This window comes from Pseudomonas bubulae (genome assembly GCF_900618535.1).
GTDB lineage: Bacteria > Pseudomonadota > Gammaproteobacteria > Pseudomonadales > Pseudomonadaceae > Aquipseudomonas > Aquipseudomonas bubulae.
Genome location: NZ_UYJA01000004.1, coordinates 231,294 through 255,910, shown reverse-complemented (window position 1 = coordinate 255,910; position 24,617 = coordinate 231,294). Strand labels below are relative to the sequence as shown.

Below are 24,617 nucleotides of genomic sequence, written 5' to 3'. Positions count from 1 at the left end.
GTACGCATTGCATCTCTAGGATGGCCCTTATCTGCTTGATGAGGTGCATCCATGAACAGCTCGAACACAACCGCTTTTACCCAGCCCGGCGTGCCGATGAAGGTGCGCAATGTGAGCAAGCGCTTTGGCGCCTTTACCGCGCTGGATAACGTCTCGCTGGAGGTGGCTGCAGGCGAGCTGGTGTGTCTGCTCGGCCCGTCCGGTTGCGGCAAGACCACGCTGTTGCGTTGTATCGCAGGCCTGGAGCATCAGGACAACGGCGCACTGTACCTGGGTGATCGCGATGTCTCCGAGCTGGCGCCGCAGGCCCGTGATTACGGGATTCTGTTTCAGTCCTATGCTTTGTTCCCAAATCTGACTGTTGAGGCCAACATTGCCTACGGCCTGGCTGGCAGCAATCGTGAGGTGGTGCGCAAGCGCGTCGGCGACATGCTGGAGTTGGTGGGCCTGACCGGCAGCGAAAAGAAATTCCCGGGTCAGCTTTCCGGTGGCCAGCAGCAGCGGGTCGCCCTGGCCCGTGCCCTGGCGCCATCGCCGTCTCTGCTATTGCTCGACGAGCCAATGTCGGCCCTGGATGCCCGCGTCCGTGAGCATTTATGTACCGAACTGCGCCAATTGCAGCGCAGCCTGGGCATCACCACGCTGATGGTCACCCACAATCAGGACGAAGCCATGCTGATGGCCGACCGTATTGCTGTGATGAACAACGGCAAGGTCGAGCAGTACGCCACCCCGCAAGAAATCTACGACAAGCCGGCCACGCCGTTTGTCGCCGAATTTGTGGGGCAGGGCAACTGGCTACCGTTTTTGCGCAACAGTGCCACCCACGCTCAGGTCGGCGGCATGAACATGCGCCTGGCAGATGACGCTGGCCGCGCCGCCTCGGGGCGTTTGTTCTGCCGTCCCGAAGCCATCAGCGTCAATCCGGTGCTGCATCAGGAAAACCTGTTCCCGGCCCGGGTTCGGGAAATTAGCTTTCTTGGCAATCGCTGCCGCATGAGCTTCGAACTCAACCACCTGCCGGGTCATGCCCTGACGGCCGAAGTCGGCAGTCAGGACCTGCCGCGCCTCGGCACACCGGATATTTTTGTCGCCCTGCCACCCGGCAGCCTGCAGGTGTTTGCCTGACATGGCCGCTGAAATGGCCCTGCCATTGCCCGGCAAAATGTCCCGCCAAGCCAGCAGAGCGGAACTCGGTGACCGTATCTTCGTGGTCGGCGGCAAGCTGCTGTTACTGCTGTTGTTGAGCGTGGCGGTGCTGATGCCGTTGCTGGCAATCTTCTGGCGCGGCTTCAGTGCCGAAGACGGCCAGGGCGGCGGCTGGGTCGCGGCGCGAGAACTGGTCACCAGCGCCAACTTTCACTGGCTACTGGGTAATAGCCTTAAGGTTTCCCTCAGCGTGGCGGCCATCGTCGTACCGCTGGCGTATCTGTTTGCCTACGCCCTGCAAAGGACCATGATCCCCGGCAAACGCATCTGGCGCGGGTTGTCGTTGCTGCCACTGATGGCACCTTCAATGCTGCCGGGCATCGCGCTGGTGTATCTGTTTGGTAACCAGGGCATGTTACGTGGGCTGGTTAGCGACAATATCTACGGCTTCTGGGGCATCGTTCTCGGTGAGGCCATCTACACCTTCCCGCACGCCTTGATGATTTTGCTGTCGGCTTTGTCTCTGGCCGATGCACGTTTGTTTGACGCTGCATCGAGCATGGGGGCCGGGCCTTTCAAGGCCTTTCGCAGCATTACCTGGCCGGGCACCAAACAGGCCGTGTTTGCCGCGTTCTGCCTGGTCTTCACCCTGACCATCACCGACTTCGGTGTGCCCGTGGTGGTGGGTGGCGACTATCAGGTGCTGGCGCTTGAAGCCTACAAGGCCGTGGTCGGCCAGCAGCAATTCGGTCGCGGCGCCTTGATCGGCATGGTCCTGCTGTTGCCTGCGCTGTTCAGTTTCGGCGTTGATGCCTGGCTGCGCCGCCAGCATGGCGATTCGATGAGTGGCCGCGCCCAGGTGTTCAAACCCGTGCCGTCGAAGGGCCGTGACCGCTGTTATCTGGCCATTGTGCTGCTGATTTGCGCCACCCTGCTGCTGGTCTTCGGGATGGCGGTGTACTCGTCGCTGGTCAAGTTCTGGCCATATAACCTGTCGCTATCGCTCAACCACTACCAGTTCAACGACACCGCAGGCGGCGGCTGGCTGGCCTATCGCAACAGTGTAACGATGGCGCTGTGTACGGCGGTGATTGGCAGCCTGGTGATCTTCACCGGCGCCTATCTGATGGAGAAAACCAGAAGCCAGAAAGGCCTCAACCTGGCCCTGCGCATGCTCAGCTTTGTGCCGATGGCCGTGCCGGGGCTGGTGCTGGGACTGGGCTACGTGTTCTTTTTCAACCTGCCGGGCAACCCGCTGCATGTGCTCTACGGCACCATGACCCTGCTGGTGGCCTGCACCATTGCGCATTATTTGACCACTGCACAAATGACTGCGACCACGGCCCTGCGCCAGCTCGACGGCGAATTCGAAGCCGCCGCACTGTCGCTCAAGGCGCCGCTCTATCGCCATTACTGGCGCGTCACCGTGCCGATCTGCCTGCCCGCACTGCTGGACATCATGCGCTACCTGTTTGTCTCGGCGATGACCACCGTGTCGGCGGCGATCTTCCTTTACAGCCCCGACACCATCCTCGCGGCGGTGGCGGTGCTGAACATGGACGACGCCGGCAACGTTGGCGGCGCGGCGGCGATGTCGACCCTGATCCTGTTCACTTCGGCGGGTATGTCCTTGCTGCTGGCATGGGCTTCGCGCGGTTTGCTGCGCCGCTCCCAGGCCTGGCGCCAGGGTGCGCCCGCGCAATAACAACAACCCTGCCCCTACACCCCAAAAGGAACCGCACCATGTTCAAGCCTCTTGCTCTTGCCGCTGCTGTCCTCACTGCTTTTAGCTTCAATGCGTTCGCTGCCAAAACTGAACTGACCGTGTACACGGCCCTGGAAGCCGAACAGCTCAAGACCTACAAGCAGGCCTTTGAAAAGGCCAACCCGGACATCGAGATCAAGTGGGTGCGCGATTCCACGGGCATCATCACCGCCAAGCTGCTGGCGGAAAAAGCCCGTCCGCAAGCAGATGCGGTGTGGGGCCTGGCGGCATCCAGCCTGGCGATCCTCGACCAGCAGGGCATGCTGCAAAGCTACGCCCCCAGGGACCTGGCCAAGATCGGCGGCAACTACCGCGATGCGGCCAACCCGCCGGCCTGGGTGGGCATGGACGTGTGGGCCGCGACCATTTGCTTCAACACCATCGAGGCGGAAAAACAGGGCCTGAGCAAGCCGGTGAGCTGGCAGGACCTGACCAAGCCTGAATACAAGGGCAAAATCGTGATGCCCAACCCGGCCTCGTCCGGCACCGGCTTTCTGGATGTGAGCGCCTGGCTGCAGACCTTCGGCGAGAAACAGGGCTGGCAATTTATGGACGACCTGCACCAGAACATCGGCCAGTACGTTCATTCAGGTTCCAAGCCTTGCAAGCTGGCAGCTGCGGGGGAATTCCCGATCGGTATCTCCTTTGAATACCCGGCCGTACAGCTCAAGCGTCAGGGGGCACCGCTGGATATCGTGTTGCCTAAAGAAGGCCTGGGTTGGGAAATCGAAGCGACGGCTGTAATCAAGGGGACGCCGCACGAAGAGGCAGCAAAAAAGCTGGCTGACTTCTCCGCAAGCCCCGCGGCGATGGAGCTTTATAAAGAGAACTTCGCGGTACTCGCCCAGCCCGGCATCGCCAAGCCACAGACCGAGCTGCCAGCCGACTACGAGCAGCGCCTGATCAAGAACGACTTCGCCTGGGCCTCGCAGAATCGCGACAGCATCCTGGCCGAGTGGCGCAAACGCTATGACGGCAAGTCCGAGAAAGCGGCGCAGTAGTTTTGTAGCCACAAAAGACCTGTGGGAGCGGGCTTGCCCGCGATTGGATCGCTGTGGTTGGACAGCCGCACCGCGGCGCTTGTATCGCGAGCAAGCCCGCTCCCACAAGGGAAGTGAAGTTGCCCTTCAGGACATCGTGATGACTCAACCAATCCTTATCGTCGGCGCCGGCATTCTGGGCTTGTCCCACGCCTACGCCGCTGCAAGACGCGGTCTCAAGGTACGCGTCTTCGAACGCACCGCCACGCCACTGGGCGCCTCGGTGCGCAATTTCGGCCAGGCGCTGGTCACCGGCCAACCACCGGGCGTGATGCTCGATCTGGCCCGTGCCAGCCGCGACATTTGGGCAGTCTGGGCGCAGCGCGCAGGCTTTGAGCTCAAGCGCAACGGCTCGTACCTGTTCGCCCGCACCGAAGCCGAAGAGCACTTGCTTGAGGCGTTCTGCCAAGGTCGTGCACGCGAGTTCGGCTACCGCGCCGAATTATTGCGCGGTGCAGAAATGGATGCGCTGTACGGTGGCCAGTTCAGCCATCATCGCGCCGCTTTGCATGGCCTTGACGACCAGCAGGTGTATTCGCGCGAAGCCATCCCGGCCCTTATCAACTATTTGCAGTGTGAGCTGGGCGTCGAATTTCATTTTTCGACCCTGGTGCGCGAAGTCGAACCCGGTCAGGTCCATACCACGGCGGGGAGTTTCAAGGGTTCGCAGGTGATTGTGTGCTCGGGGCACGATTACCTGACCCTGCTGGCCGAGCCACTGGCCCGGCTCAACCCGAAGATCTGTCGCCTGCAAATGCTGCGCGTGCGGCCCAAGGTCAACTTGAGGCTGCAACACGCCCTGCTGACCGGCCTGAGCTGTGTGCATTACGGCGCTTTTGCCGACTTGCCCGAAGCGGCGCCAGTGCAGGCCGAAATCCTGCGTGACAGCCCGCATCTGGAGCAGCACGGCATTCACCTGCTGATCAGCCCGACACCTTATGGTGATTTGATCGTCGGCGATTCTCATGATTACAGTGAGGATCCCTCACCCTTCAACGGCGAACAGGTGGATAACTGGATGCTGCAACTGTGCGAAGACACACTGGGCTGTGAAGTGCAGGTGGTCGAGCGCTGGCAGGGCGTCTATGGTGCCAAAGGGGCCAGGCCTTTTACCTGGCTGCAGGTGGCGCCCGGTCTGAATGCGGCGCTGATGCACACGGGCGTGGGCATGAGCGTGGGCCCGGCGATGGCCGAGGGCAATATCGCCCGGATGCTGGAGGAGATGTGATGACACACGCACAGCAAGTGGTTGAAGACATTTTTGGTTTGTACCGGCAATACGGTACCGATGATTACATCGGCGAGCCGGTGTCACAGATCGAGCATATGTCCCAGGCCGCGCAGCTTGCGCTGGATGAAGGTTATGACGATGAAGTGGTGTTGGCCGCGTTCTTTCACGATATCGGGCACTTTTGCGTCAATGATGCGAAGAACATGGATGGATACGGTGTAGTCAGCCATGAGCGGGTGGGCGCCGATTATCTGCGCCGTGCCGGGTTTAGCGAGCGGCTGGCCAAACTGGTGGAATACCACGTACAGGCCAAGCGTTACCTGACTTTGCGTCAGCCGGGGTATTTCGATTTGTTGAGTGAGGCGAGCATTCGCACCCTGGGTTATCAGGGCGGGGTGATGAGCGAGGCCGAGGCGGATGCCTTCGAGCAGGACCCGTTGTGCGGGTTGAGCCTGCGCATGCGGGTATGGGATGAACAGGCCAAGCAGATGCATGTGCCAGTTATCGACCTGCAAATCCTCAAGGCCAAAGCCGTCCGCCTGTTAGAGGGTTAAGTACCCATTCTTGTGGGAGCGAGCCTGCTCGCGAAACAAACGACGCGGTGTATCAGTGATGATCCAATCGCGAGCAGGCTCGCTCCCACGGGGGGTAAGCCGGTACTTAGATCTGCCCGGCCAACAACTCAATCTGCTCCTGACGCTCAGCCTGGCTCAACTTCGGATGCGGGTTGAGCGACGACCATTGCGGGTGCGCCCGCGCCTTGTTCAGGGCTTCGGGCAGTTTGCCTTCGCGCCAGGTCTTGTCCTGCGGGGTGGCGACCTTGATGCTGTCCACCGCCGCATGCCCGCGAGCATTGAGAGCGTGCAGCAATTGCCGTTGGCGCAACGCCAGCAGGCGTAACACGCTGTCGTCCACGGTCAACTCGCGCTGGCCCTTGAACTTGCCCAGCAAGCGGCTGCCGTAGCTGCGCGCGGTTTGCAGCGCACCGCCGGCAATGGCCCCGGCCAGCGCCGCCGCGCCCAGCGTCAGGCCGCCCACCATCAAGTCCACGCCAGCCCCGGCCGCAGCCCCTGCGGCAATCCCGCTACCGACCCGCACGCCCAGATGCTTGAGCGTCTCGGGGTTGAACAAGTCATCGCCCCAGCGCCCGTCGAGCAGCGGCAAGTCGCTGGCCGCCGCATCGCTGGTGCGAAAACCGTACAGCTTGAGCATGGCTTCTACGCAGCGTTGCTCGCGTTGGCGAATCGTTTCGCGCAACTGCTGGGTAGCTTGTTGTTCGGCGGTTTTTTCGCTGGCCACGCTGCGTCGGCAAGCGGCGCAGTCGATCAGCAGTTCGGCAATCAGGCGCAGGGCGCTGTGCTTGCGGGCTTCACGCTGGGCCTCCTGGTCGGTAATCAGTCGTTGCAGCGCGCCCCGCGAATGCTCCAGCAGCAGCGCCAGGCTTTCATATAAACGGCGTTCGCCATCTTCGGGCGGGGCCACGCTGTCGAAGCGTACCAGTGCATGCAGGCCCAGACGGGCCAGGGCTTCGCGCCACTCGGGCTCGCGATGTTGCGGGCTGCTGACAAAGTTGAGCACCGGCAGCAGCGGTTTGCCACAACTGGCCAGTACGCTGAGTTCGTCGCGGTACTTGGCCAGCACCGGCTCGCGGGCGTCGATCACATACAGCCCGGCGTCCGAGGCCAGCAGTTGGCGCAACACCTTGGCTTCCTGCTCAAAGCGCTGGCGCGCCTCGCTGCCTTCGAGAAAGCGCGCGACCCGCGCCGGGCCATCCAGGCGTTCACCGGGGTGGTCGAGGCGCTCAAGGTAGTCGAGCAGGGCGATGGCATCTTCCAGCCCCGGCGTGTCGTACAGCTCCAGCAACGGCTCGCCGTCGACCGACAGCCGTGCGCCTTCGACATGGCGCGTGGTGCTGGGACGATGGGACACTTCACCAAAACCGACATCTCGGGTCAGGGTCCGCAGCAACGAGGTTTTGCCGACATTGGTATGGCCCACCACGGCCAGCGTCAGTGGCTTAGTCATGGCCTGTCTCCAGCCAGTTCAGGGGGGCGCTGGCGGCGAACGGTAAACCCAGTTTCTCCAGCGCCGTGTGCCAGTCGCCCAGGCGATCAGCGTCCAGTGCCTGGCCGGGGGGCGCTTGCAGTAGCCATATGCGGGTTTCGCGGGCACTGCGGGCCAGTTCGCCGATCAGCGCCAGGCTGCCACGGTCCGGCGAGCGTCGCGGGTCGCAGGCAATGGCCAGGCGCGCCGGGGGGAAACGGGTCATTTGTTCGAGCAGTTTTTGCCTGGATTCGCGGCTGTCGAGAATGCCCGCATCCTTGACCGTAGCCGGCAACGTGGGTGGCCAAGGGTGTTGATCGTCCAGCTCGATGGCCACGATCAAGGCGCCATCGGTGTGCAGGTCGCTGTGCCCGGCCTGCACGTTATGCAACTGCTCGGGGGCTATGTCATTTACGCCCAGGCGCTCGCTGCTGGGCATCAGACGCTCGCGCAGCTGGCTGTAACCGGGCAGATTAAGGTCAAGTTGCAGTGCGTTGCGCCCGGCATTCCAGCGCCACAGGCAGAATGCCGCCAGTAGCAGACGCGGAATCACCCCGTAAATAAGGACCACGCCCACCAGCCAGACTGCCCATGCCTGACGCACCAGTTCATTGTCATAGAGGTTGGTGTCGTTGCTGATGCGGATCATCTCCACGGTGGGTACGCTCATGCCCAGCCAGTTGGGCAGGGCGCCAAGGGCGCGGGTGGCGGCGACAAACACATCGGCACCAAGAATCGTGGTTTCCCAGATAAACCCGTAACGGCGGGTGGCCATTAGCAGCAGCATCATCACCAACGCGCTGAGCATCGCCAGCAACCACAGGCCGTTGACCAGCGTGCCGAGTGCCCAGCGATTGAGCTTGCGCCGTTGCAGCAACAGCAATAAGGCGGGGGCCAGTTGTGCGGCCTTGGCGTCGCGGGCGAGTTTTTCGCTGAGCCACAGCCACAGGCGGCCGAGGCTGGCGCCGTGTTCACCGGCAAATAGCAGGCCCAGCGCCCAGCTCAACAGCAGGATCAGATTGAGGCCAAGCAGGCTGCCCAGCGCCCAGAACACATTGACCGGGGTTTGCCCGTCGCCCAGGGCGGCAAAGGCCAGCCCGGCGCCGCTGAGCACCGCCAGTACGGCCAGTACCAGCAGCGCCAGCCGCGCACCTTGCAGCCAGTGCTGCATGGCGGCGAGCAAGCCATCCCGTTCCGCCAGCCAGAGGGCGCGGTTTTGCAGGCGTGTGGACAGGTCGCCGGCGCTGGTGCGGGCGCGCCGATTGGCTTCAAGATCGTCCAGCGGGCCGGCGTGTTCTTCGCGCAGGCGCACGGTCTCGGTCAGCCAGAGGCGTTGTAATGGGGAAAGTTGATTCACAGGCCAGTCCATTCAAGTGAGCCATGAGCATAACCGCTGTTAGTCAGGCGGGGTACTGTCGGCGCGGGTGGCTCTGGTATCCTCGGCGCCATGAAAAACACACTCCCCCTTAGCCTGATCGCGGCACTCGCTGAAAACCGCGTGATTGGCGTCGACAACAGCATGCCGTGGCATTTGCCAGCGGATTTCAAATATTTCAAGGCCACCACCCTGGGCAAGCCGATCATCATGGGGCGCAAGACCTGGGATTCGCTGGGCCGCCCGTTGCCGGGCCGGCTTAATCTGGTGGTCAGTCGTCAGGCCGGCTTGCAGCTTGAAGGTGCCGAGGTATTTGCATCCCTTGAGGCGGCTGTGGAGCGTGCCGAGGCGTGGGCAATCGAGCAAGGCGTCAGTGAAGTGATGCTGATTGGCGGCGCGCAGTTGTACACCCAGGGATTGGTGGATGCCGACCGGTTGTACCTGACGCGAGTGGGCCTGAGCCCGGAAGGCGATGCGTGGTTCCCTGAGTTCGATCAGGCGCAGTGGAAACGGGTATCAGAGGAATTGCACGAGGCTGCAGAGGGCAAGCCGGCGTTCAGTTTTGAGGTGTGGGAAAGGGCTTAGTTACAAAAAGCCCCTCACCCCAACCCTCTCCCGGAGGGAGAGGGGGCTGATCTGTGGTGTTACGCAAATCTGCTTTTGCCTTTAATCCCCTCTCCCTCCGGGAGAGGGTTAGGGCAAGCTTTTAGGCGTGCGCCAGATCACCATGATCGTCTTCAGCCAGGATGGCCTTGTCGGTCTGGTGCAGGATCTGGCTGGTGACGGTGCCTGCCACCATCGAACCGCTGACGTTCAGTGCCGTACGGCCCATGTCGATCAGGGGCTCGACCGAAATCAGCAATGCCACCAGCGACACCGGCAATCCCATGGCCGGCAACACGATCAGTGCAGCGAAGGTTGCACCACCGCCCACACCGGCCACGCCTACCGAACTCAAGGTCACGATGGCCACCAGCGATGCGATCCACACAGGGTCCAGCGGGTTGATGCCCACGGTCGGGGCAACCATCACCGCCAGCATGGCCGGGTACAGACCGGCACAGCCGTTCTGGCCAATGGTCGCGCCAAACGAAGCGGCAAAGCTGGCGATCGAAGACGGAATGCCCAGGCGTCGGGTTTGCGCTTCGATGCTCAACGGGATGCTGGCCGCGCTCGAACGGCTGGTGAAAGCAAAGGTCAGAACCGGCCATACCTTGCGGAAGAAGCGCAGCGGGTTAACCCCGGAAAACGACACGATCACGCCGTGAATCACAAACATCAGCGCCAGGGCGATGTAGGACACCACCACAAAGCTGCCGAGTTTGATGATGTCCTGCACGTTGGACATGGCGACCACTTTGGTCATCAAGGCCAGTACGCCGTAGGGGGTCAGTTTCATCACCAGGCGCACCAGGCGCATCACCCAGGCTTGCAGGGTATCGATGGCGCTGAGGATCTTGCCGCCTTTTTCCGGCTCGTCCTTGAACAGCTGCAACGCGGCGATGCCCAGGAATGCCGCGAAAATCACCACGCTGATGATCGAGGTCGGCTTGGCACGGGCCAGGTCGGCAAACGGGTTTTGCGGGATAAACGACAGCAGCAGTTGTGGCACGTTCAGGTCCGACACCTTGCCCGCGTAGTCGCTCTGGATCACTTGCAGGCGGCTCATTTCTGCAGCACCGGCCACCAGGCCATCGGCGGTGAGGCCGAACAGGTTGGTCAGGCCGATACCGATCAGTGCCGCGATCATGGTGGTAAACAGCAATGTGCCGATGGTCAGGAAGCTGATCTTGCCGAGGGACGAAGCGTTATGCAGACGGGCTACGGCGCTGAGGATCGAGGCGAATACCAGCGGTATCACGATCATTTGCAGCAATTGCACGTAGCCACTGCCGACCAGGTCGAACCAGCCAATGGAGGCTTTCAGTGTCGGGCTGTCTGTACCGTAGGTCAGGTGCAGGCACAGGCCGAAGACCACGCCTATAACCAGTGCCAGCAAGACTTTTTTCGCCAGGCTCCACGCAGTGTGGCGGGTCAGCGACAAGCCGAACAGCAACGCGAGGAACACCAGCAGATTGAGGATCAGCGGGAAATTCATGAAAGCTCCGAGGGGACGACTTGTACCAGTCTTGGATGTAACTATTGCGAACCGGAAATCGTAACAGGTTGATATATCTACAAATATACCGATGTGGAATGACAACCAAGGTTTTTGGAATAAGCAGGTGGCGCAGACAGGACGATGATAGTCGTGCCCAAGCCAAAAACTGTCATACAGGTTTGTTAGCGTCTGTGCTTTTGACTAGGAGCATAGCTGATGAACCTGACCGCCAAGCTGACAGCGTTAACTCTGTGTATGGGGCTTGCGGGCCAGGTGTTGGCCACAGAACTCAAACACTGGCCCGCCGATCAGGCCAGGCAACTGGACGCCATGATTGCTGCCAACGCGAACAAGGGTAATTTCGCGGTCTTTGACATGGATAACACCAGCTACCGCAACGATCTGGAAGAAGCGCTGCTGCCGTTTATGGAAAACAAGGGCCTGATCACCCGTGACAGTCTCGACCCGTCGCTCAAACTGATCCCGTTCAAAGACACTGCCGAACATAAAGAAAGCCTGTTCAGTTACTACTATCGCTTGTGCGAAGTGGACGACATGGTGTGTTACCCGTGGGTGGCCCAGGTGTTTTCCGGCTTTACCCTGCAACAGCTCAAGGGTTACGTGGATGAGCTGATGGCCTCGGGCAAACCGGTGCCAGTGACTTACTTCGAGGGGGATGTGGTCAAGACCTCCGAGGTTCAGCCGCCCAAGGTGTTTACCGGACAGGTCGAACTGTTCAACAAACTGATGGAAAACGGCATTGAGGTCTATGTCATGACCGCGGCTTCGGAAGAGCTGGTGCGCATGGTCGCGGCCGATCCCAAGTACGGTTACAACGTCAAACCGCAAAACGTGATTGGCGTGAGTACGCTGCTCAAGGACCGCAAAACTGGTGAGCTGACCACTGCCCGCAAACAGATCAGCGCCGGTACATACAACGAGAAAGCCAACCTGGGGCTGGAGTTGACCCCTTATCTGTGGACTCCGGCGACATGGATGGCGGGCAAGCAGGCGGCGATCCTGACCTATATCGACCAGTGGAAAAAGCCGGTGCTGGTGGGCGGCGATACGCCGTCCAGTGATGGCTATATGCTATTTCACGGCGTGGACGTGGCCAAGGGCGGGGTGCACTTGTGGATCAACCGCAAAGACAAATACATGGCGCAACTGGAAGGCATGATGGCCAAGAATGCGGCGGCGCAAGCCAAAGAGGGGTTGCCGGTAACGGCGGATAAAAACTGGGTAATCGTCAAGCCGGATCAGATCCAGTAGTGACGTAGCAGCTGCCGAGGGACGAAGGCTGCGTTCGGCGACGTAGTCGTCGTAAACCTGAGTCTTCAATATTTCTGATGTACCGAAGTGTCTGATTTCACGACGGCTTTGCCGCCGAACGCAGCCTCGTTCCTACGGCAACTGCTACAGAGTTGGTGTATGAACCAAAAATCCCGGCACATGGCCGGGATTTTTGTTCAACGTATTGGCTTATGGCACCAATTTGTCCAACAGCGCTTTATCACGCACCGCGCCCTTGTCGGCGCTGGTGGCCAGCAACGCATAGGCCTTGAGGGCCGTGGTGACTTTGCGCGGACGCACTTCCACCGGCTTCCAGCCTTTCTTGTCTTGCTCGGCACGACGGGCTGCTATCTCTTCGTCGCTGATCAACAGGTTGATCGAACGGTTCGGGATGTCGATCAGCACTTTGTCGCCGTCCTGCACCAGGCCAATCGCGCCACCAGCGGCTGCTTCCGGTGAAGCATGACCGATGGACAGGCCCGAAGTACCGCCCGAGAAACGACCGTCGGTGAGCAGCGCACAGGCTTTGCCCAGGCCTTTGGATTTCAGGTACGACGTCGGGTAGAGCATCTCTTGCATGCCCGGGCCGCCTTTAGGGCCTTCGTAACGGATGATCACGATGTCGCCGGCCTGTACTTCGTCCGCCAGAATGCCGCGCACGGCGCTGTCCTGGCTTTCGAAGATCTTGGCGTTGCCTTCGAACACGTGGATCGACTCGTCGACGCCCGCGGTTTTAACCACGCAACCATCCAGAGCGATGTTGCCGTACAGCACGGCCAGGCCGCCTTCTTGCGAGTAGGCGTGCTCGACACTGCGGATGCAGCCGTTTTCACGGTCGTCGTCGAGGGTGTCCCAGCGGGTCGACTGGCTGAACGCGGTTTGCGTCGGGATACCGGCCGGGCCTGCACGGAAGAACGTGTGCACGGCTTCGTCGTCAGTCTGGGTGATGTCCCATTTGGCGATGCCTTCGGCCATGGTCTTGCTGTGTACGGTCGGCAAATCGGTGTGCAGCAGGCCGCCGCGGGCCAACGAGCCAAGGATGGAAAAAATACCACCGGCGCGGTGAACGTCTTCCATATGGTACTTCTGAATGTTCGGCGCCACTTTGCACAGCTGCGGCACATGACGTGACAGGCGGTCGATGTCTTTAAGGTCGAAGTCGATTTCGGCTTCTTGGGCCGCAGCCAGCAAGTGCAGGATGGTGTTGGTCGAACCGCCCATGGCGATGTCCAGCGTCATGGCGTTTTCGAACGCCTTGAAGTTGGCGATATTGCGCGGCAATACCGACTCGTCGTTCTCGACGTAGTACTGGCGGCACAGATCAACGATGGTGCGTCCGGCTTGCAGGAACAATTGTTCGCGGTCGCTGTGGGTAGCCAGTGCCGAGCCGTTGCCCGGCAAGGCCAGACCCAGGGCTTCGGTCAGGCAGTTCATAGAGTTGGCAGTGAACATGCCGGAGCACGAACCGCACGTCGGGCAAGCGCTGCGCTCGTACTCGGCAACTTTCTCGTCAGAAGCGCTGGAGTCGGCGGCGATCACCATGGCGTCTACCAGATCCAGACCGTGGCTGGCGAGCTTGGTCTTGCCTGCTTCCATCGGCCCGCCGGAAACGAAAATCACTGGGATGTTGAGGCGCAAGGAGGCCATCAGCATGCCAGGGGTGATCTTGTCGCAGTTGGAGATGCACACAATGGCGTCGGCGCAGTGGGCGTTGACCATGTATTCCACGGAGTCGGCGATGATCTCGCGGCTAGGCAGCGAGTACAGCATGCCGTCATGGCCCATGGCGATGCCGTCGTCGACGGCAATGGTGTTGAATTCTTTGGCAACGCCGCCTGCGCGCTCGATCTCGCGGGCTACCAGCTGGCCCATGTCCTTGAGGTGGACGTGGCCGGGTACGAACTGGGTGAAGGAGTTGGCAATGGCGATGATCGGCTTTTTAAAGTCGGCATCTTTCATCCCCGTGGCGCGCCACAAAGCGCGGGCACCGGCCATGTTGCGGCCATGGGTGGAGGTTTTCGAACGATAGTCAGGCATGGAGCAACTCCGGGCGGCTAATCAGGTAACAAACAGGGAAGTGAGCTTCTAATGACAGGCGGATCACACAGAAAATGACCACGTATCCGCGAGTTGCCGTAAACGCTGCGGGATCGCCGCGCGTCTGGGCTTGAGCTCATAAACCCGCCGGGGATGATTGGCGATGAATGCGTCGATTCTACACGGCTGGCGGCGGGAGGGAATGGGCCCGAGGGTTGCGCCAGGGTACAAATGAACGACTTGGGATACTGCATGAGGCAATCAGCTCTAGTAAGGCCTGGCCTGCTTTTGTGTGGGAAAGAACTATTTTTAATAAGTGGCACGACCATTTAACGGCAATCAAGTAATAGTGTGCGATTGGTTTTGTAGTGAGGGTTCCAAATGCTGACGCTTGAGCGATCTGTCAAAACGTATCTGGTGATCGGCCTGGTGCAAGGGCTGTTGCTGTGGCTGAGCACCGCCATAGACGAGCCGGGAGTCCGTTATGGCCTGATGACGGCAGTGCTGGTGGGTGGCATCAACCTGTTGCTGCTGGATGAGAATATCCGCCAGCGTGGCACGGTATGGCGGGTGCTCGGACTCACGGCAGTCATGACGTCAATCAGTGCCTGGGTATTTTGGGACGGCGATGAGTATTGGCGCTCAGGCAGTTGGCTGGTGGGCAGCTGGACCTTCTTTGCCGTAGTCGTTACCTATGTGTGTACGGTTTTTATTCTGAGCTGGCCGACCCGTGAAGGGCGCTACCCACGCTACCAGGACCTGTTTCGCCATGCTTGGGACACGGTGTTTATCGTGCTTCTGGGGTTGCTGTTGAATGGCGTGTTCTGGGCATTGCTGCTGTTGTGGGGCGGGCTGTTCAAGATGCTCGGCATCGTGGCGCTCAACAAGCTGTTCTCAACTGACGGGTTTATGTATGTCAGTTCGGCGATGGTGTTTGCCCTGGGCGTTCATATGGGGCGTGAAAAGGACCGGGTGATCGGGCTGCTGCGCGGGATTCTGCTGGCGCTATGCCGCTTTTTGCTGCCGTTGAGTGCGTTGATTGTCATTGTGTTCACCTTCGCTTTGCCCTTTACCGGGCTGGAGCCGATCTGGGATACCGGTTATTCGACGCCGATCATGCTGTGGCTGGTGGCGGTCAGTTTGTTTTTGCTCAATGGCGTGTTTCAGGATGGCACCCAGGGCAGCGGGTACCCGGTCTGGCTGGTGCGGGTGATCGACCTGTGCCTGCTGTGTTTACCGGTGCTGGTGGTGTTGGCAGGGTATTCGACCTGGCTGCGTATCGAGCAGTACGGCCTGACCCCGTCACGGATCCTCGCCATGGTGCTGGTGCTGGTTATTTTTGTTCACAGCCTGGCGGCGGTTTGGGCCGTGTTTGCTTCAAGGGCCGTCTGGCTGGGCAGCTTGCGCGCCAGCAATCCGCTAATTGCGCTGCTGTGCGTGGTGGTGCTGCTGGGGTTGCATACGCCGTGGTTCAGCCCGCTCAAGTTGAGTGCGAACAATCAGGTGCAGCGCTTGCTCAGCGGCAAGACTGCGGTGGATACCTTTGATGCAGATACCTTGCGCAATCGTCTGGGGCCTCAGGGCAAGCAGGCGTATGACGCGTTGTTGGTGCAAGTCGAGCAAGGGCTGGTACTGACCGGGCCGCAGCGGCAAGTCTTGCTGAAACGCCTCAAGGAAGCAGGTTCGGGCAATGGCCCCAGAGGGTCGGAGCGGTTGCTGGAATGGATCGGGCCCAAGGTCGAGGGCAGTGAGCAGTTTGAGGACAAGGGGTTTGACGGGCAGTTGTGCCTGGCGCCAGGTTGCGCCCTGTGGGCCGTGGATCTGGATCAGGACGGGCAGCCGGAGGTCCTGCAATTACCCAAGAACAAGTGGTCCGAACCGTTGCACTTCTTCAAGCGTGATGCTCAGGGCAAATGGCGGCGAGCCGGGACTTACCTGGGGGATGAGAGTGCGCTGGAGCTGATCGAGAAGATCCGCCAGGGCAATGTGAAGGTGGTGAAGCCGACTTATCAATCGTTGCAGATTGGCGAGGTTGAGCTGACGCCGAAGCTGGAGAAGCTTCGCAAGCCTTGAGCCCCCCGTAGCAGCTGCCGAGGAACGAAGGCTGCGTTCGGCGGCGCAGCCGTCGTAAAACCTGAGCCCGCGGTTTAACTAACAGACCGGGAGTTCAGGTTTTACGATTGCTTTGCAATCGAACGCAGCCTCGTTCATTCGGCAGCTGCTACGAGGTGATGTGCGTCTTAGCTGTTAGGCAGCAAACGGCAGGTGATGCTCTTGATGTAGCGTGTTTCCGGGATGGCCGGGTGCACCGGGTGGTCCGGGCCCTGGCCGCCGCGCTCCAGCAGCTGCATGTTGCGGTCCAGATGGCGGGCGCTGGTCAGCAGGATGTTTTGCAGGTCGTCTTCGGGCAGGTGCATCGAGCACGATGCGCTGACCAGAATGCCGTCCTTGTTGAGCAGGCGCATGGCTTGCTCGTTCAGGCGGCGGTAAGCGCCTTCGCCATTTTTCAGGTCTTTTTTGCGTTTGATGAACGCCGGCGGGTCGGCCACGATCACGTCGAAACGCTCTTCGTTGGCTTTAAGCTCCTTGAGAGCTTCAAACACGTCGCCTTCCATGCAGGTGACTTTCTCGGCAAAGCCGTTCAGCGCAGCGTTGCGCTCAACACCGTCAAGGGCGAAGGACGAGGCGTCAACGCAGAACACTTCGCTGGCGCCAAACGCACCGGCTTGAATACCCCAGCCGCCGATGTAGCTGTACAGATCCAGTACGCGTTTACCTTTGACGTACGGGGCCAGACGCGCACGGTTCATGCGGTGGTCATAGAACCAGCCGGTTTTTTGCCCGGCGATCACCGGTGCTTCGAACTTCACGCCGTTTTCTTCCAGGGCAACCCACTCCGGTACCAGGCCGAAGACGGTTTCAACGTAGCGTTCAAGGCCTTCGGCATCACGGGCAGCCGAGTCGTTCTTGAACAGGATGCCGCTTGGCTTGATGACTTGCACCAGGGCTGCGATCACGTCTTCTTTGTGGTGTTCCATTGTGGCCGAGGCCAGTTGAACCACCAGAATGTCGCCGAAACGGTCAACCACCAGGCCCGGCAACAAATCGGAGTCGCCGTAGACCAGGCGGTAGTAAGGCTTGTCGAACAGACGCTCACGCAGGGACAGGGCCACGTTCAGGCGGTGTACCAGCAGCGACTTGTCCAGTGGCAGCTTGATGTCGCGCGACAGCAGGCGTGCACAGATCAGGTTGTTGGGGCTCATGGCAACGATGCCCAGCGGCTTGCCGCCGGCGGTTTCGAGTACCGCTTGGTCGCCGGCCTTAAAACCGTTCAGTGGTGTGGCAGCTACATCGATTTCGTTGCTGTAGACCCACAGGTGGCCGGCGCGCAGGCGTCGATCGGCATTGGCTTTAAGGCGCAGGCTTGGCAGGGACATGACGTCGCTCCGGGTATTGAAAAGGGCGCGATTATAGCCTTAGACGCAACCCTGAGGCTTGGCTGATTCACCGCATTGCGTCGGATCACGGGCTCAGTGGCGCTGAAATTTCCGCTAGAATCGCCAGCTATTCCAGAGTGCGGAGCCCCCATGCCTGAATTACCTGAAGTCGAAACCACCCGCCGCGGCATAGCCCCGCACCTTGAAGGGCAGCGGGTCAGTCGGGTGATTGTGCGCGATCGTCGTTTGCGCTGGCCGATCCCTGAGGATCTCGATGTGCGGTTGTCGGGGCAGCGTATTGTGCTGGTCGAGCGCCGGGCCAAGTATTTGCTGATCAATGCCGAGGTTGGGACATTGATCAGCCACTTGGGCATGTCGGGCAACCTGCGGCTGGTGGAGGCCGGGTTACCTGCGGCCAGGCATGAGCATGTGGATATCGAGCTGGAGTCCGGGCTGGCCCTGCGTTATACCGACCCGCGCCGGTTCGGGGCGATGCTCTGGAGCCTTGACCCGCTGAACCATGAGCTGCTGGTGCGCCTGGGGCCGGAGCCGCTGACCGACCTGTTTGATGGTGAGCGGCTGTTTCAGCTGTCGCGCAAGCGTTCGATGGCGGTCAAACCCTTCATCATGGACAACGCGGTGGTGGTGGGCGTGGGTAATATTTATGCGACCGAAGCGCTGTTTGCCGCAGGTATTGACCCGCGTCGCGCCGCCGGGAGTATTTCCCGGGCACGCTATTTGAAGCTGGCGATTGAGATCAAGCGGATTCTGGCGGCCGCTATCGAGCGGGGCGGCACCACATTGCGCGACTTTATTGGTGGCGATGGCCAGCCCGGTTATTTTCAGCAGGAGCTGTTTGTATACGGGCGTGGTTATGAACCGTGCAAGGTTTGCGGCACGGAACTGCGTGACGTCAAACTGGGCCAGCGTGCGAGCGTGTTTTGCCCGCGTTGCCAGACGTAGCCACCAGTCCTGCGCTGAACTCTTGTGGGAGCGGGCTTGCTCGCGATGCAACCACCTCGGTCGAACGGGTCGATCGCAGTGAATCTATCGCGAGCAGCCCGCTCCCACATACATCGCATAGACGATGAATCAGGCCTTCCCGGTAATTGCCCGGTACTTTTCCATCAGCTGTTCTTCGGTTTCCGGGTGGGCTTCATCCAGCGGGATGCAGTCAACCGGGCACACCTGCTGGCATTGCGGCTCATCGTAATGGCCAACGCACTGGGTGCACAGGTTGGGGTCGATCACGTAGATCTCTTCACCCTGGGAAATGGCGGCGTTCGGACACTCGGGTTCGCAGACGTCGCAGTTAATGCAATCGTCGGTGATGATCAGGGACATGGGTACTCCGGCCGGGGCGCTCGGCCCGGGCAACTGAAATCGAATGCGGCAATTGTGCCGCATTGGCGCCCGCAGTGCACGCGGACGCCGCTTCAGTGGTTATTTCTTGCGAAAACGCTCGGTCAGGGCATCAGCCACGGCCGGGTGTACGAATTTGTTGATATCACCGCCTAATGCTGCGATTTCGCGCACCAACGTCGAGGATATAAACGAATAACGTTCTGACGGCGTGAGGAACAGGCTCTCGACATCGGGGGCCAGTTGGCGATTCATGTTCGCCAGCTGGAACTCGTATTCGAAGTCCGACACGGCACGCAGGCCACGCAGGAACACATTGGCATTCTGTTCTTTGGCAAAGTGCGCGAGCAGCGTCGAGAAACCGACCACCTCAACATTGGGCAGGTGTTTGGTGACTTCACGAGCCAGCTCCACCCGCTGTTCCAGAGGGAATAGCGGGTTTTTCTTGGTGCTGGCAGCGACAGCAATGATCACGTGGTCAAACAGGCGCGAAGCGCGTTCGACCAGATCGCCATGGCCCTTGGTAATAGGGTCGAATGTACCTGGGTACAACACTCGGTTCATCGCGTCGTCCTGGCGGGAATCCGTTGGGGAGTCGGATGGTATCGCAGCATTCCCGGTCGGCCAAGTCGCCATTCGCAGAAGAAAGCACTATAGACGCGACGAATTTACTGCTTTTTCATGATTTTTTCAGGCGTTGGCCCAGTAGGCTCGCCAGTTTTTCGATAAAGCCCGTTAGCGGATAAACAGCTTCTGGATCATGCGTACCAGTTGCCGGTCATAAGGCGGATAGATCATCGGCGAGCTGTTCAGGCGCTGTTTGCACAGCACGCCCTTGGCTTTGCTGAAGGTCAGGAAACCTTCGTGGCCGTGGTAATGCCCCATGCCTGAATGCCCGACGCCGCCAAAAGGCAGGTCGTCGATAGCCACATGCAACAACGTTTCGTTGATGCTGACCCCGCCCGAGTGAGTGGTGTGGATAACCCTCTGTTGCTCGGCTTTGTTGTAGCCGAAGTAATACAGTGCCAGAGGGCGGGGTCTACGGTTGATGTAGGCCATTGCCTGATCCAGATTGGAGTAGGGCACAACGGGTAGTAGAGGGCCGAAGATTTCGTCCTGCATGACGTGCATCTCGTCGTTTACATCCAGCACCAGCGTATGGGGCATGCGCCGCCCCTGGCCCTGTTCATACAGCGGGATCAACCGTGCGCCCTTGAGGGTGGCGTCGGTTTGCAGCCGTTCAAGGCGCGCCAGCTGCCGGTCATTGATAATTGCGGTGTAGTCCGGGTTATCGATGAGGGTCGGATAAAAGCTGTGAACGGCCTGGCGGTAGGCATCGACGAAGCCGTCTACCCGATCCTGGGGTACCAGCACATAATCCGGAGCGATACAGGTTTGCCCGGCGTTGAGTGTTTTGCCCCAGGCGATGCGCTGGGCAGCGTCTTTGAGCGGTACATCGGCCGACACGATAGCGGGAGATTTACCACCCAGCTCCAGTGTTACGGGCGTCAGGTTTTCAGAAGCTGCACGCATCACCCGTTTGCCCACATGGGTGGAACCGGTGAACAGCAAGTGATCGAACGCCAGCCCGGAGAACGCCACCGCCACATCTGCCTCGCCCAGTACCACCGCAACCATGTCTTCGGGGAAGATCCGCCCCAGCAAATCCTTGAGCCAGTGCCCGGTGACCGGGGTGAACTCGCTGAGCTTGAGCATGACCCGGTTGCCGGCAGCCAATGCGCCAACCAACGGGCCGATGGCCAGATACAGCGGGTAGTTCCACGGCACAATAATTCCCACAACCCCCAGCGGCTGATACATCACTTTGGCACTGGCGGGCGCGAACATCATGCCTACGCTGCGTGAGGAAGGTTTCATCCAGCGCTTAAGGTGTTTGAGGGCATAATCAATGCTGTGCAAGCACGGCATCAATTCGGCAAACAGGGTCTCGTCCGGGCTGCGATGGGTGAAATCCTGGCTGATGGCATCGATCAGCACCTCGCGCTCGCGGCTCAACAGCTGGCGCAGGCTTTTGAGCCATTGCTGGCGCTGCGCAAGTGGCGGGAATGGATGAGCGGCATAGGCCTGGCGCTGCTTGTCGAGCAAGGACTGGAGAGCGTCCGGTTGAACCGGGGCGTCGTGAGTGTGAGTGCTGTCGACAGGCATGATGGCTCCAGGCAGTTTTTATCGGTATTTATCGTAGAAGAGCACTATGTTTTTAGAGCTTGTGCTCTAACCTGTCAATTGAAGGTCTGCCCCGTGTTGTTTATCGATTCAAGGTTAGGCCGTAAGATGCCTTTCGTTTTTAATTTAAGCGCAAGCCCATGGCCATACGACTAAAAACCAGTCAGCGCATCGCCAACAGCAGCCTGGAGCTTTTCAACCAGTTGGGCGAACGCAGTGTGAGCACTAATCACATTGCGGCCCATATGGAAATTTCGCCCGGTAATCTGTACTACCACTTCCCCAACAAGCAGGCGATTATCGCGGTCTTGTTCAGCGAGTACGAAGCGCTGGTATTGAGCTTTTTGCACCCTCCCCACGGGCGTTTGCCAACCGTTGCCGACAAGCACCACTACCTGCAGCAACTGCTGGATGCCATGTGGCGCTACCGTTTTTTGTATCGAGATATCGAGCATTTATTGCACAGCGACACGGAACTGGCCATCCGCTATCGACGTTTTTCCCAGCACTGCCTCACACAGGCCCAGGCCATATACGCTGGCTTTGTCGAGGCCGAAATCTTGTGCATGAGCCCCCGGCAAATTGAATCCCTGAGCCTGAATGCATGGATTATTCTCACCTCCTGGGTAGGTTTTTTATGCGCCACCCGTGAAAACAGTGACCAGCTCAGCGAGCAGGCCATCAAGCGCGGTGTGTACCAACTGCTGGTGCTGGAATCAGGTTTTGTTACCGACCAGGCACGTGAAGCCATCGATGAGTTGATCAAGGAATACTACGTCCCTCTGGAACACGCGTTGTACGTTCAATAACTGCATTTCACCCCCTCACAGGAGTTCACTATGCCCGTTGCGCAACTGATCAGCCCTCATGCCCTGAATGAACGTCAGGCGCAGCCCGGCCTGGTTATCCTGGATTGCCGCTTTGCCCTCGAAGACCCGGACTACGGCCGTTGCAGTTATGCCGAGGGGCATATTGCCGGCGCGCAATTTGCCGATCTCGAACGCGACCTGAGCGGGCCTGTAATCAAAGGTGTGACCGGTCGTCATCCATTGCCCGATCCACGTACTCTGGTTGAGCGTCTGCAGGCCTGGGGCATCAATGCCGACAGCGATGTGGTGTTGTATGACGACGGCCCGGGTGCTTTTGCGGCCCGGGCATGGTGGTTGCTGACCTGGCTGGGCAAGCGCGAGGGTGTATTTATCCTTGATGGTGGTCTCAAGGCCTGGCATGCCGCGGGCTTCCCACTGAGCCTGGATGCGTCACCGACCTTGCGTGGCACTTTCGAAGGCAAACCCGACAGCCATATGCTGCTGAGCGCCGAACAATTGCAAAAGCGCCTGACCAAGCCGGGACTGACCCTGATCGATGCCCGTGCCCAGCCGCGTTTTCGAGGTGAGGTCGAGCCGATTGACCCGATCGCCGGGCATATTCCGGGCGCGCAATGTGCCGCCTTCAGCGAAAACCTGGATCCTACGGGGCGCTTTTTGCCTGCGGCGCAGCTCAAGCAGCGCTTTGCCGAAAAACTTGCCGGCCGCTCTCCCGAGGAGCTGGTTGCCTATTGCGGCTCCGGGGTGACGGCGTGTCACAACCTTTTTGCATTGGGCTTGGCGGGTTATCCGCTAGGCAAGCTTTATGCGGGTTCGTGGAGCGAGTGGATCAATGATCCTGCGCGGGGCATTGCTACTGGCGATTGAGCCAGTTGGCTTAAGGGGTGCCGACACTGGCCAACCGGTATGCACCGGGGCCAACACCATAGACTTTCTTGAATTGCCGGTTCAGGTGGCTCTGGTCGGCAAAGCCCAGTTGCGTCGCCACCTGGAGTGGCAAACAGCCTTGTTGCAGCAAGGCTCTGGCATGGGCGATACGCTGTTGCATCAACCAGGTGTGCGGTGGCATGCCGGTGGCGCGCTGAAATACGCGGGCAAAGTGGAATGGCGACAGATTGACTGCGGCGGCGAGTTCTTCCAGTGAGGGTGGCTCTGCCAGCCGGGCTTGCAGTACTTCCTTGGCACGGCTTACAGCGCGGTGTTCGACCCCGGGCTTGGCTGGTAGTGGCAGGCGGGCATGGCGGTTGAGCAGGGCAAGCATCATCTGACGCCATGCGGTTTGCTGCTGCAGCGCAGTCTCCGGCCCTTCGAGCAATTGATGTAGCTGGAATAACCCGCGAAACAGGTCGCAGTCGTACAGCAATGTGTCATTGAAGGTCGGCAAGTGGGTGGCGGGCAGTTCCAGTTCTTCCAGCAACTGCTGAATTTGCACGTTGTCCGGGTAAAAAGCCCGGTAACGCCAGCCCGCATCATGACCTTTGTGACCGTTATGGACTTCGTCCGGGTTGATCAGCACCAGCGTACCGGTGGCAGCCAGATGCTCGGCGCCGCGATAGCGATAGCGCTGGGCGCCTTCGAGGATCATGCCGATCACAAAACCATCATGCACATGGGGCACAAAGCGATGTTCGATATAACGTGCCGTCAGCAGTTCGACACCCGTCAGGGGGGGTGTTTGCCAGAAACGGATCGACTCACCCTGTTCTACGTCCATTACGCAGATTCAAGCCGCAGTGCGGCCAGCCATTGCGGAATTCTTCGTTCAAGGTAATAGCCCGGTTTTCTTGGGGAGCCCTCCAGAAATCCGACATGCCCGCCCCTGGTGTGCAACTCCAGTTGCGTGCAGGCTGACAGCTCGCTGGTGTCGGGGATGCTGTGCTTGAACACGAACGGATCGTCCATGGCCTGGATAATCAGCGTCGGCGTGTGGATGGCGCCGAGGAAGTAGCGGCTGGAGGCGCGACGGTAGTAGTCATCGACATTCAGATAGCCGTTAAGAGGTGCCGTTACGCGGTCATCGAACTCCCAGAAGGTGCGCATTTTGCTCAGGGCTTCGACCGAGCCAAGCCTGGTCAGGCTGGCCAGACCTTCGTGTTGGGCATCGAGCTGGAATCGATGTTTTTTGTCTTTGACGTAAGCCAGCATCTCGCGCATGAAGTGAGCTTGATAGACCCTGGAAAATCCCATACCGATCCGGTCGGCACACTGGTCAAGCCGGAACGGCACCGATACCGCGACAGCGCCTTGCAACCCGCTGTCGCTGCCGCTTTCGCCCAGATACTTGAGCAGCACATTGCCCCCCAGCGAATAGCCTACGGCATACAAGGGGGCCAGCGGATGTGCGGCACGTAAATGGGCCACTGCCTCGGCCAGGTCTTCGCTGGCCCCTGAGTGATAACTGCGGGCCAGTAAATTGGGTTCGCCCGAGCACCCTCGCCAGTTCAGTGCGGCGCTGGTCCAGCCGCGTGCGGCGAGGGCGGTTTGCAGCCCCAGTACATAGTGAGAGCCCGACGAGCCGGTCAGGCCGTGCAGCACCAGTACCACCGGCGCATGGTCTGAGGGTGTGCCGTGCCAGTCCAGATCGAGAAAATCGCCATCCTTTAGCCAGATACGTTCACGTCGATGTTCAATGACCGGCTTGGTACGCCACAACGGCCCCCATAGCGTCTGGACATGGGGGTTGCCCAGACCCGTAGCCGGAGTAAAAGGCTTGAGGGGTGAAGCATGACTGGCTGGAAAAGGCACGGAGGTTCTCATCGAGTAACAGGTACGG

21 protein-coding genes are annotated in these 24,617 nt (G+C 60.0%); 11 read left to right on the top strand and 10 right to left on the bottom strand.

Going from position 1 to position 24,617, the window contains the following annotated elements; translation table 11 throughout:
* Positions 1-51 precede the first annotated feature (51 nt).
* From PPTH39_RS15665 to PPTH39_RS15645, 5 genes are all read left to right on the top strand, one after another.
* Positions 52-1,128 carry a putative 2-aminoethylphosphonate ABC transporter ATP-binding protein gene (locus tag PPTH39_RS15665; protein WP_130872172.1) on the top strand — a complete coding sequence of 359 codons (1,077 nt, stop codon included), beginning with the start codon at positions 52-54 and terminating at the stop codon, positions 1,126-1,128.
* Between the two features lies 1 nt (position 1,129).
* On the top strand, positions 1,130-2,854 hold the full coding sequence (locus PPTH39_RS15660; protein ID WP_095017840.1) for a putative 2-aminoethylphosphonate ABC transporter permease subunit: 1,725 nt from the start codon (positions 1,130-1,132) through the stop codon (positions 2,852-2,854).
* Positions 2,855-2,892: 38 nt separating this feature from the next.
* Positions 2,893-3,915, top strand: coding sequence for a putative 2-aminoethylphosphonate ABC transporter substrate-binding protein (locus PPTH39_RS15655; RefSeq protein ID WP_094999977.1), 1,023 nt, complete (start codon positions 2,893-2,895; stop codon positions 3,913-3,915).
* Positions 3,916-4,054: 139 nt separating this feature from the next.
* On the top strand, positions 4,055-5,182 hold the full coding sequence (locus PPTH39_RS15650; RefSeq protein ID WP_130872171.1) for a TIGR03364 family FAD-dependent oxidoreductase: 1,128 nt from the start codon (positions 4,055-4,057) through the stop codon (positions 5,180-5,182).
* Entirely contained in the window at positions 5,182-5,739 is a 558-nt protein-coding gene (locus tag PPTH39_RS15645) for a phosphonate degradation HD-domain oxygenase (protein WP_130872170.1), read from the top strand. Before PPTH39_RS15650 ends, PPTH39_RS15645 begins: the two co-directional genes overlap by 1 nt.
* Positions 5,740-5,845: 106 nt before the next feature.
* On the opposite strand, the gene PPTH39_RS15640 is transcribed toward PPTH39_RS15645, so the two are convergent.
* Together PPTH39_RS15640 and PPTH39_RS15635 are read right to left on the bottom strand one after the other, a co-directional pair.
* Positions 5,846-7,210: a GTPase/DUF3482 domain-containing protein gene (locus tag PPTH39_RS15640; protein ID WP_094999781.1), complete on the bottom strand. Its 1,365-nt coding sequence runs from the start codon at positions 7,208-7,210 to the stop codon at positions 5,846-5,848.
* Positions 7,203-8,585: a DUF2868 domain-containing protein gene (locus tag PPTH39_RS15635; protein WP_130872169.1), complete on the bottom strand. Its 1,383-nt coding sequence runs from the start codon at positions 8,583-8,585 to the stop codon at positions 7,203-7,205. The genes PPTH39_RS15640 and PPTH39_RS15635 overlap by 8 nt, the downstream gene beginning before the upstream one ends.
* A gap of 90 nt (positions 8,586-8,675) precedes the next feature.
* Between PPTH39_RS15635 and PPTH39_RS15630 the strand changes: the two genes are divergently transcribed.
* Positions 8,676-9,188, top strand: coding sequence for a dihydrofolate reductase (locus PPTH39_RS15630; protein ID WP_130872168.1), 513 nt, complete (start codon positions 8,676-8,678; stop codon positions 9,186-9,188).
* A 121-nt stretch (positions 9,189-9,309) separates the two neighbouring features.
* On the opposite strand, the gene PPTH39_RS15625 is transcribed toward PPTH39_RS15630, so the two are convergent.
* Positions 9,310-10,701, bottom strand: coding sequence for an L-cystine transporter (locus PPTH39_RS15625; RefSeq protein WP_083369724.1), 1,392 nt, complete (start codon positions 10,699-10,701; stop codon positions 9,310-9,312).
* 219 nt (positions 10,702-10,920) lie between these two features.
* Here PPTH39_RS15625 and PPTH39_RS15620 point away from each other — a divergent pair, with 219 nt between their 5' ends.
* Positions 10,921-11,976, top strand: a complete 1,056-nt coding sequence (locus PPTH39_RS15620) for an HAD family hydrolase (RefSeq protein WP_095017836.1) — start codon at positions 10,921-10,923, stop codon at positions 11,974-11,976.
* Positions 11,977-12,186: 210 nt separating this feature from the next.
* Here the strand turns inward: PPTH39_RS15620 and ilvD are convergent, their stop codons facing one another.
* Positions 12,187-14,034 carry a dihydroxy-acid dehydratase gene (ilvD, locus tag PPTH39_RS15615; RefSeq protein ID WP_130872167.1) on the bottom strand — a complete coding sequence of 616 codons (1,848 nt, stop codon included), beginning with the start codon at positions 14,032-14,034 and terminating at the stop codon, positions 12,187-12,189.
* A gap of 381 nt (positions 14,035-14,415) precedes the next feature.
* Here ilvD and PPTH39_RS15610 point away from each other — a divergent pair, with 381 nt between their 5' ends.
* Positions 14,416-16,107: a DUF4153 domain-containing protein gene (locus tag PPTH39_RS15610; RefSeq protein ID WP_094999785.1), complete on the top strand. Its 1,692-nt coding sequence runs from the start codon at positions 14,416-14,418 to the stop codon at positions 16,105-16,107.
* 167 nt (positions 16,108-16,274) lie between these two features.
* Here the strand turns inward: PPTH39_RS15610 and PPTH39_RS15605 are convergent, their stop codons facing one another.
* Positions 16,275-17,471, bottom strand: coding sequence for a class I SAM-dependent rRNA methyltransferase (locus tag PPTH39_RS15605; protein ID WP_094999786.1), 1,197 nt, complete (start codon positions 17,469-17,471; stop codon positions 16,275-16,277).
* A 150-nt stretch (positions 17,472-17,621) separates the two neighbouring features.
* Here PPTH39_RS15605 and mutM point away from each other — a divergent pair, with 150 nt between their 5' ends.
* A complete protein-coding gene (gene mutM, locus PPTH39_RS15600) occupies positions 17,622-18,434 on the top strand; it encodes a bifunctional DNA-formamidopyrimidine glycosylase/DNA-(apurinic or apyrimidinic site) lyase (protein ID WP_130872166.1) in 813 nt (270 codons plus the stop codon).
* Between the two features lie 129 nt (positions 18,435-18,563).
* On the opposite strand, the gene PPTH39_RS15595 is transcribed toward mutM, so the two are convergent.
* From PPTH39_RS15595 to PPTH39_RS15585, 3 genes are all read right to left on the bottom strand, one after another.
* The gene (locus tag PPTH39_RS15595; protein ID WP_016782613.1) at positions 18,564-18,815 is read right to left on the bottom strand and encodes a YfhL family 4Fe-4S dicluster ferredoxin; all 252 of its coding nucleotides are present in this window, start codon (positions 18,813-18,815) and stop codon (positions 18,564-18,566) included.
* 99 nt (positions 18,816-18,914) lie between these two features.
* Positions 18,915-19,397 carry a pantetheine-phosphate adenylyltransferase gene (coaD, locus tag PPTH39_RS15590; RefSeq protein ID WP_004419754.1) on the bottom strand — a complete coding sequence of 161 codons (483 nt, stop codon included), beginning with the start codon at positions 19,395-19,397 and terminating at the stop codon, positions 18,915-18,917.
* A gap of 171 nt (positions 19,398-19,568) precedes the next feature.
* Entirely contained in the window at positions 19,569-20,999 is a 1,431-nt protein-coding gene (locus tag PPTH39_RS15585) for a coniferyl aldehyde dehydrogenase (RefSeq protein ID WP_130872165.1), read from the bottom strand.
* Positions 21,000-21,157: 158 nt separating this feature from the next.
* Between PPTH39_RS15585 and PPTH39_RS15580 the strand changes: the two genes are divergently transcribed.
* Together PPTH39_RS15580 and PPTH39_RS15575 are read left to right on the top strand one after the other, a co-directional pair.
* Positions 21,158-21,826 (top strand): TetR/AcrR family transcriptional regulator, encoded by a 669-nt coding sequence (locus PPTH39_RS15580; RefSeq protein ID WP_095026834.1) that lies wholly within the window; start codon positions 21,158-21,160, stop codon positions 21,824-21,826.
* 30 nt (positions 21,827-21,856) lie between these two features.
* A complete protein-coding gene (locus PPTH39_RS15575) occupies positions 21,857-22,711 on the top strand; it encodes a sulfurtransferase (protein WP_095017833.1) in 855 nt (284 codons plus the stop codon).
* Between the two features lie 10 nt (positions 22,712-22,721).
* On the opposite strand, the gene PPTH39_RS15570 is transcribed toward PPTH39_RS15575, so the two are convergent.
* Both PPTH39_RS15570 and PPTH39_RS15565 read right to left on the bottom strand, forming a co-directional pair.
* Positions 22,722-23,558 (bottom strand): AraC family transcriptional regulator, encoded by an 837-nt coding sequence (locus PPTH39_RS15570; RefSeq protein WP_095020485.1) that lies wholly within the window; start codon positions 23,556-23,558, stop codon positions 22,722-22,724.
* A complete protein-coding gene (locus PPTH39_RS15565; RefSeq protein ID WP_130872164.1) occupies positions 23,558-24,601 on the bottom strand; it encodes a hydrolase in 1,044 nt (347 codons plus the stop codon). The genes PPTH39_RS15570 and PPTH39_RS15565 overlap by 1 nt, the downstream gene beginning before the upstream one ends.
* Positions 24,602-24,617: the final 16 nt, after the last annotated feature.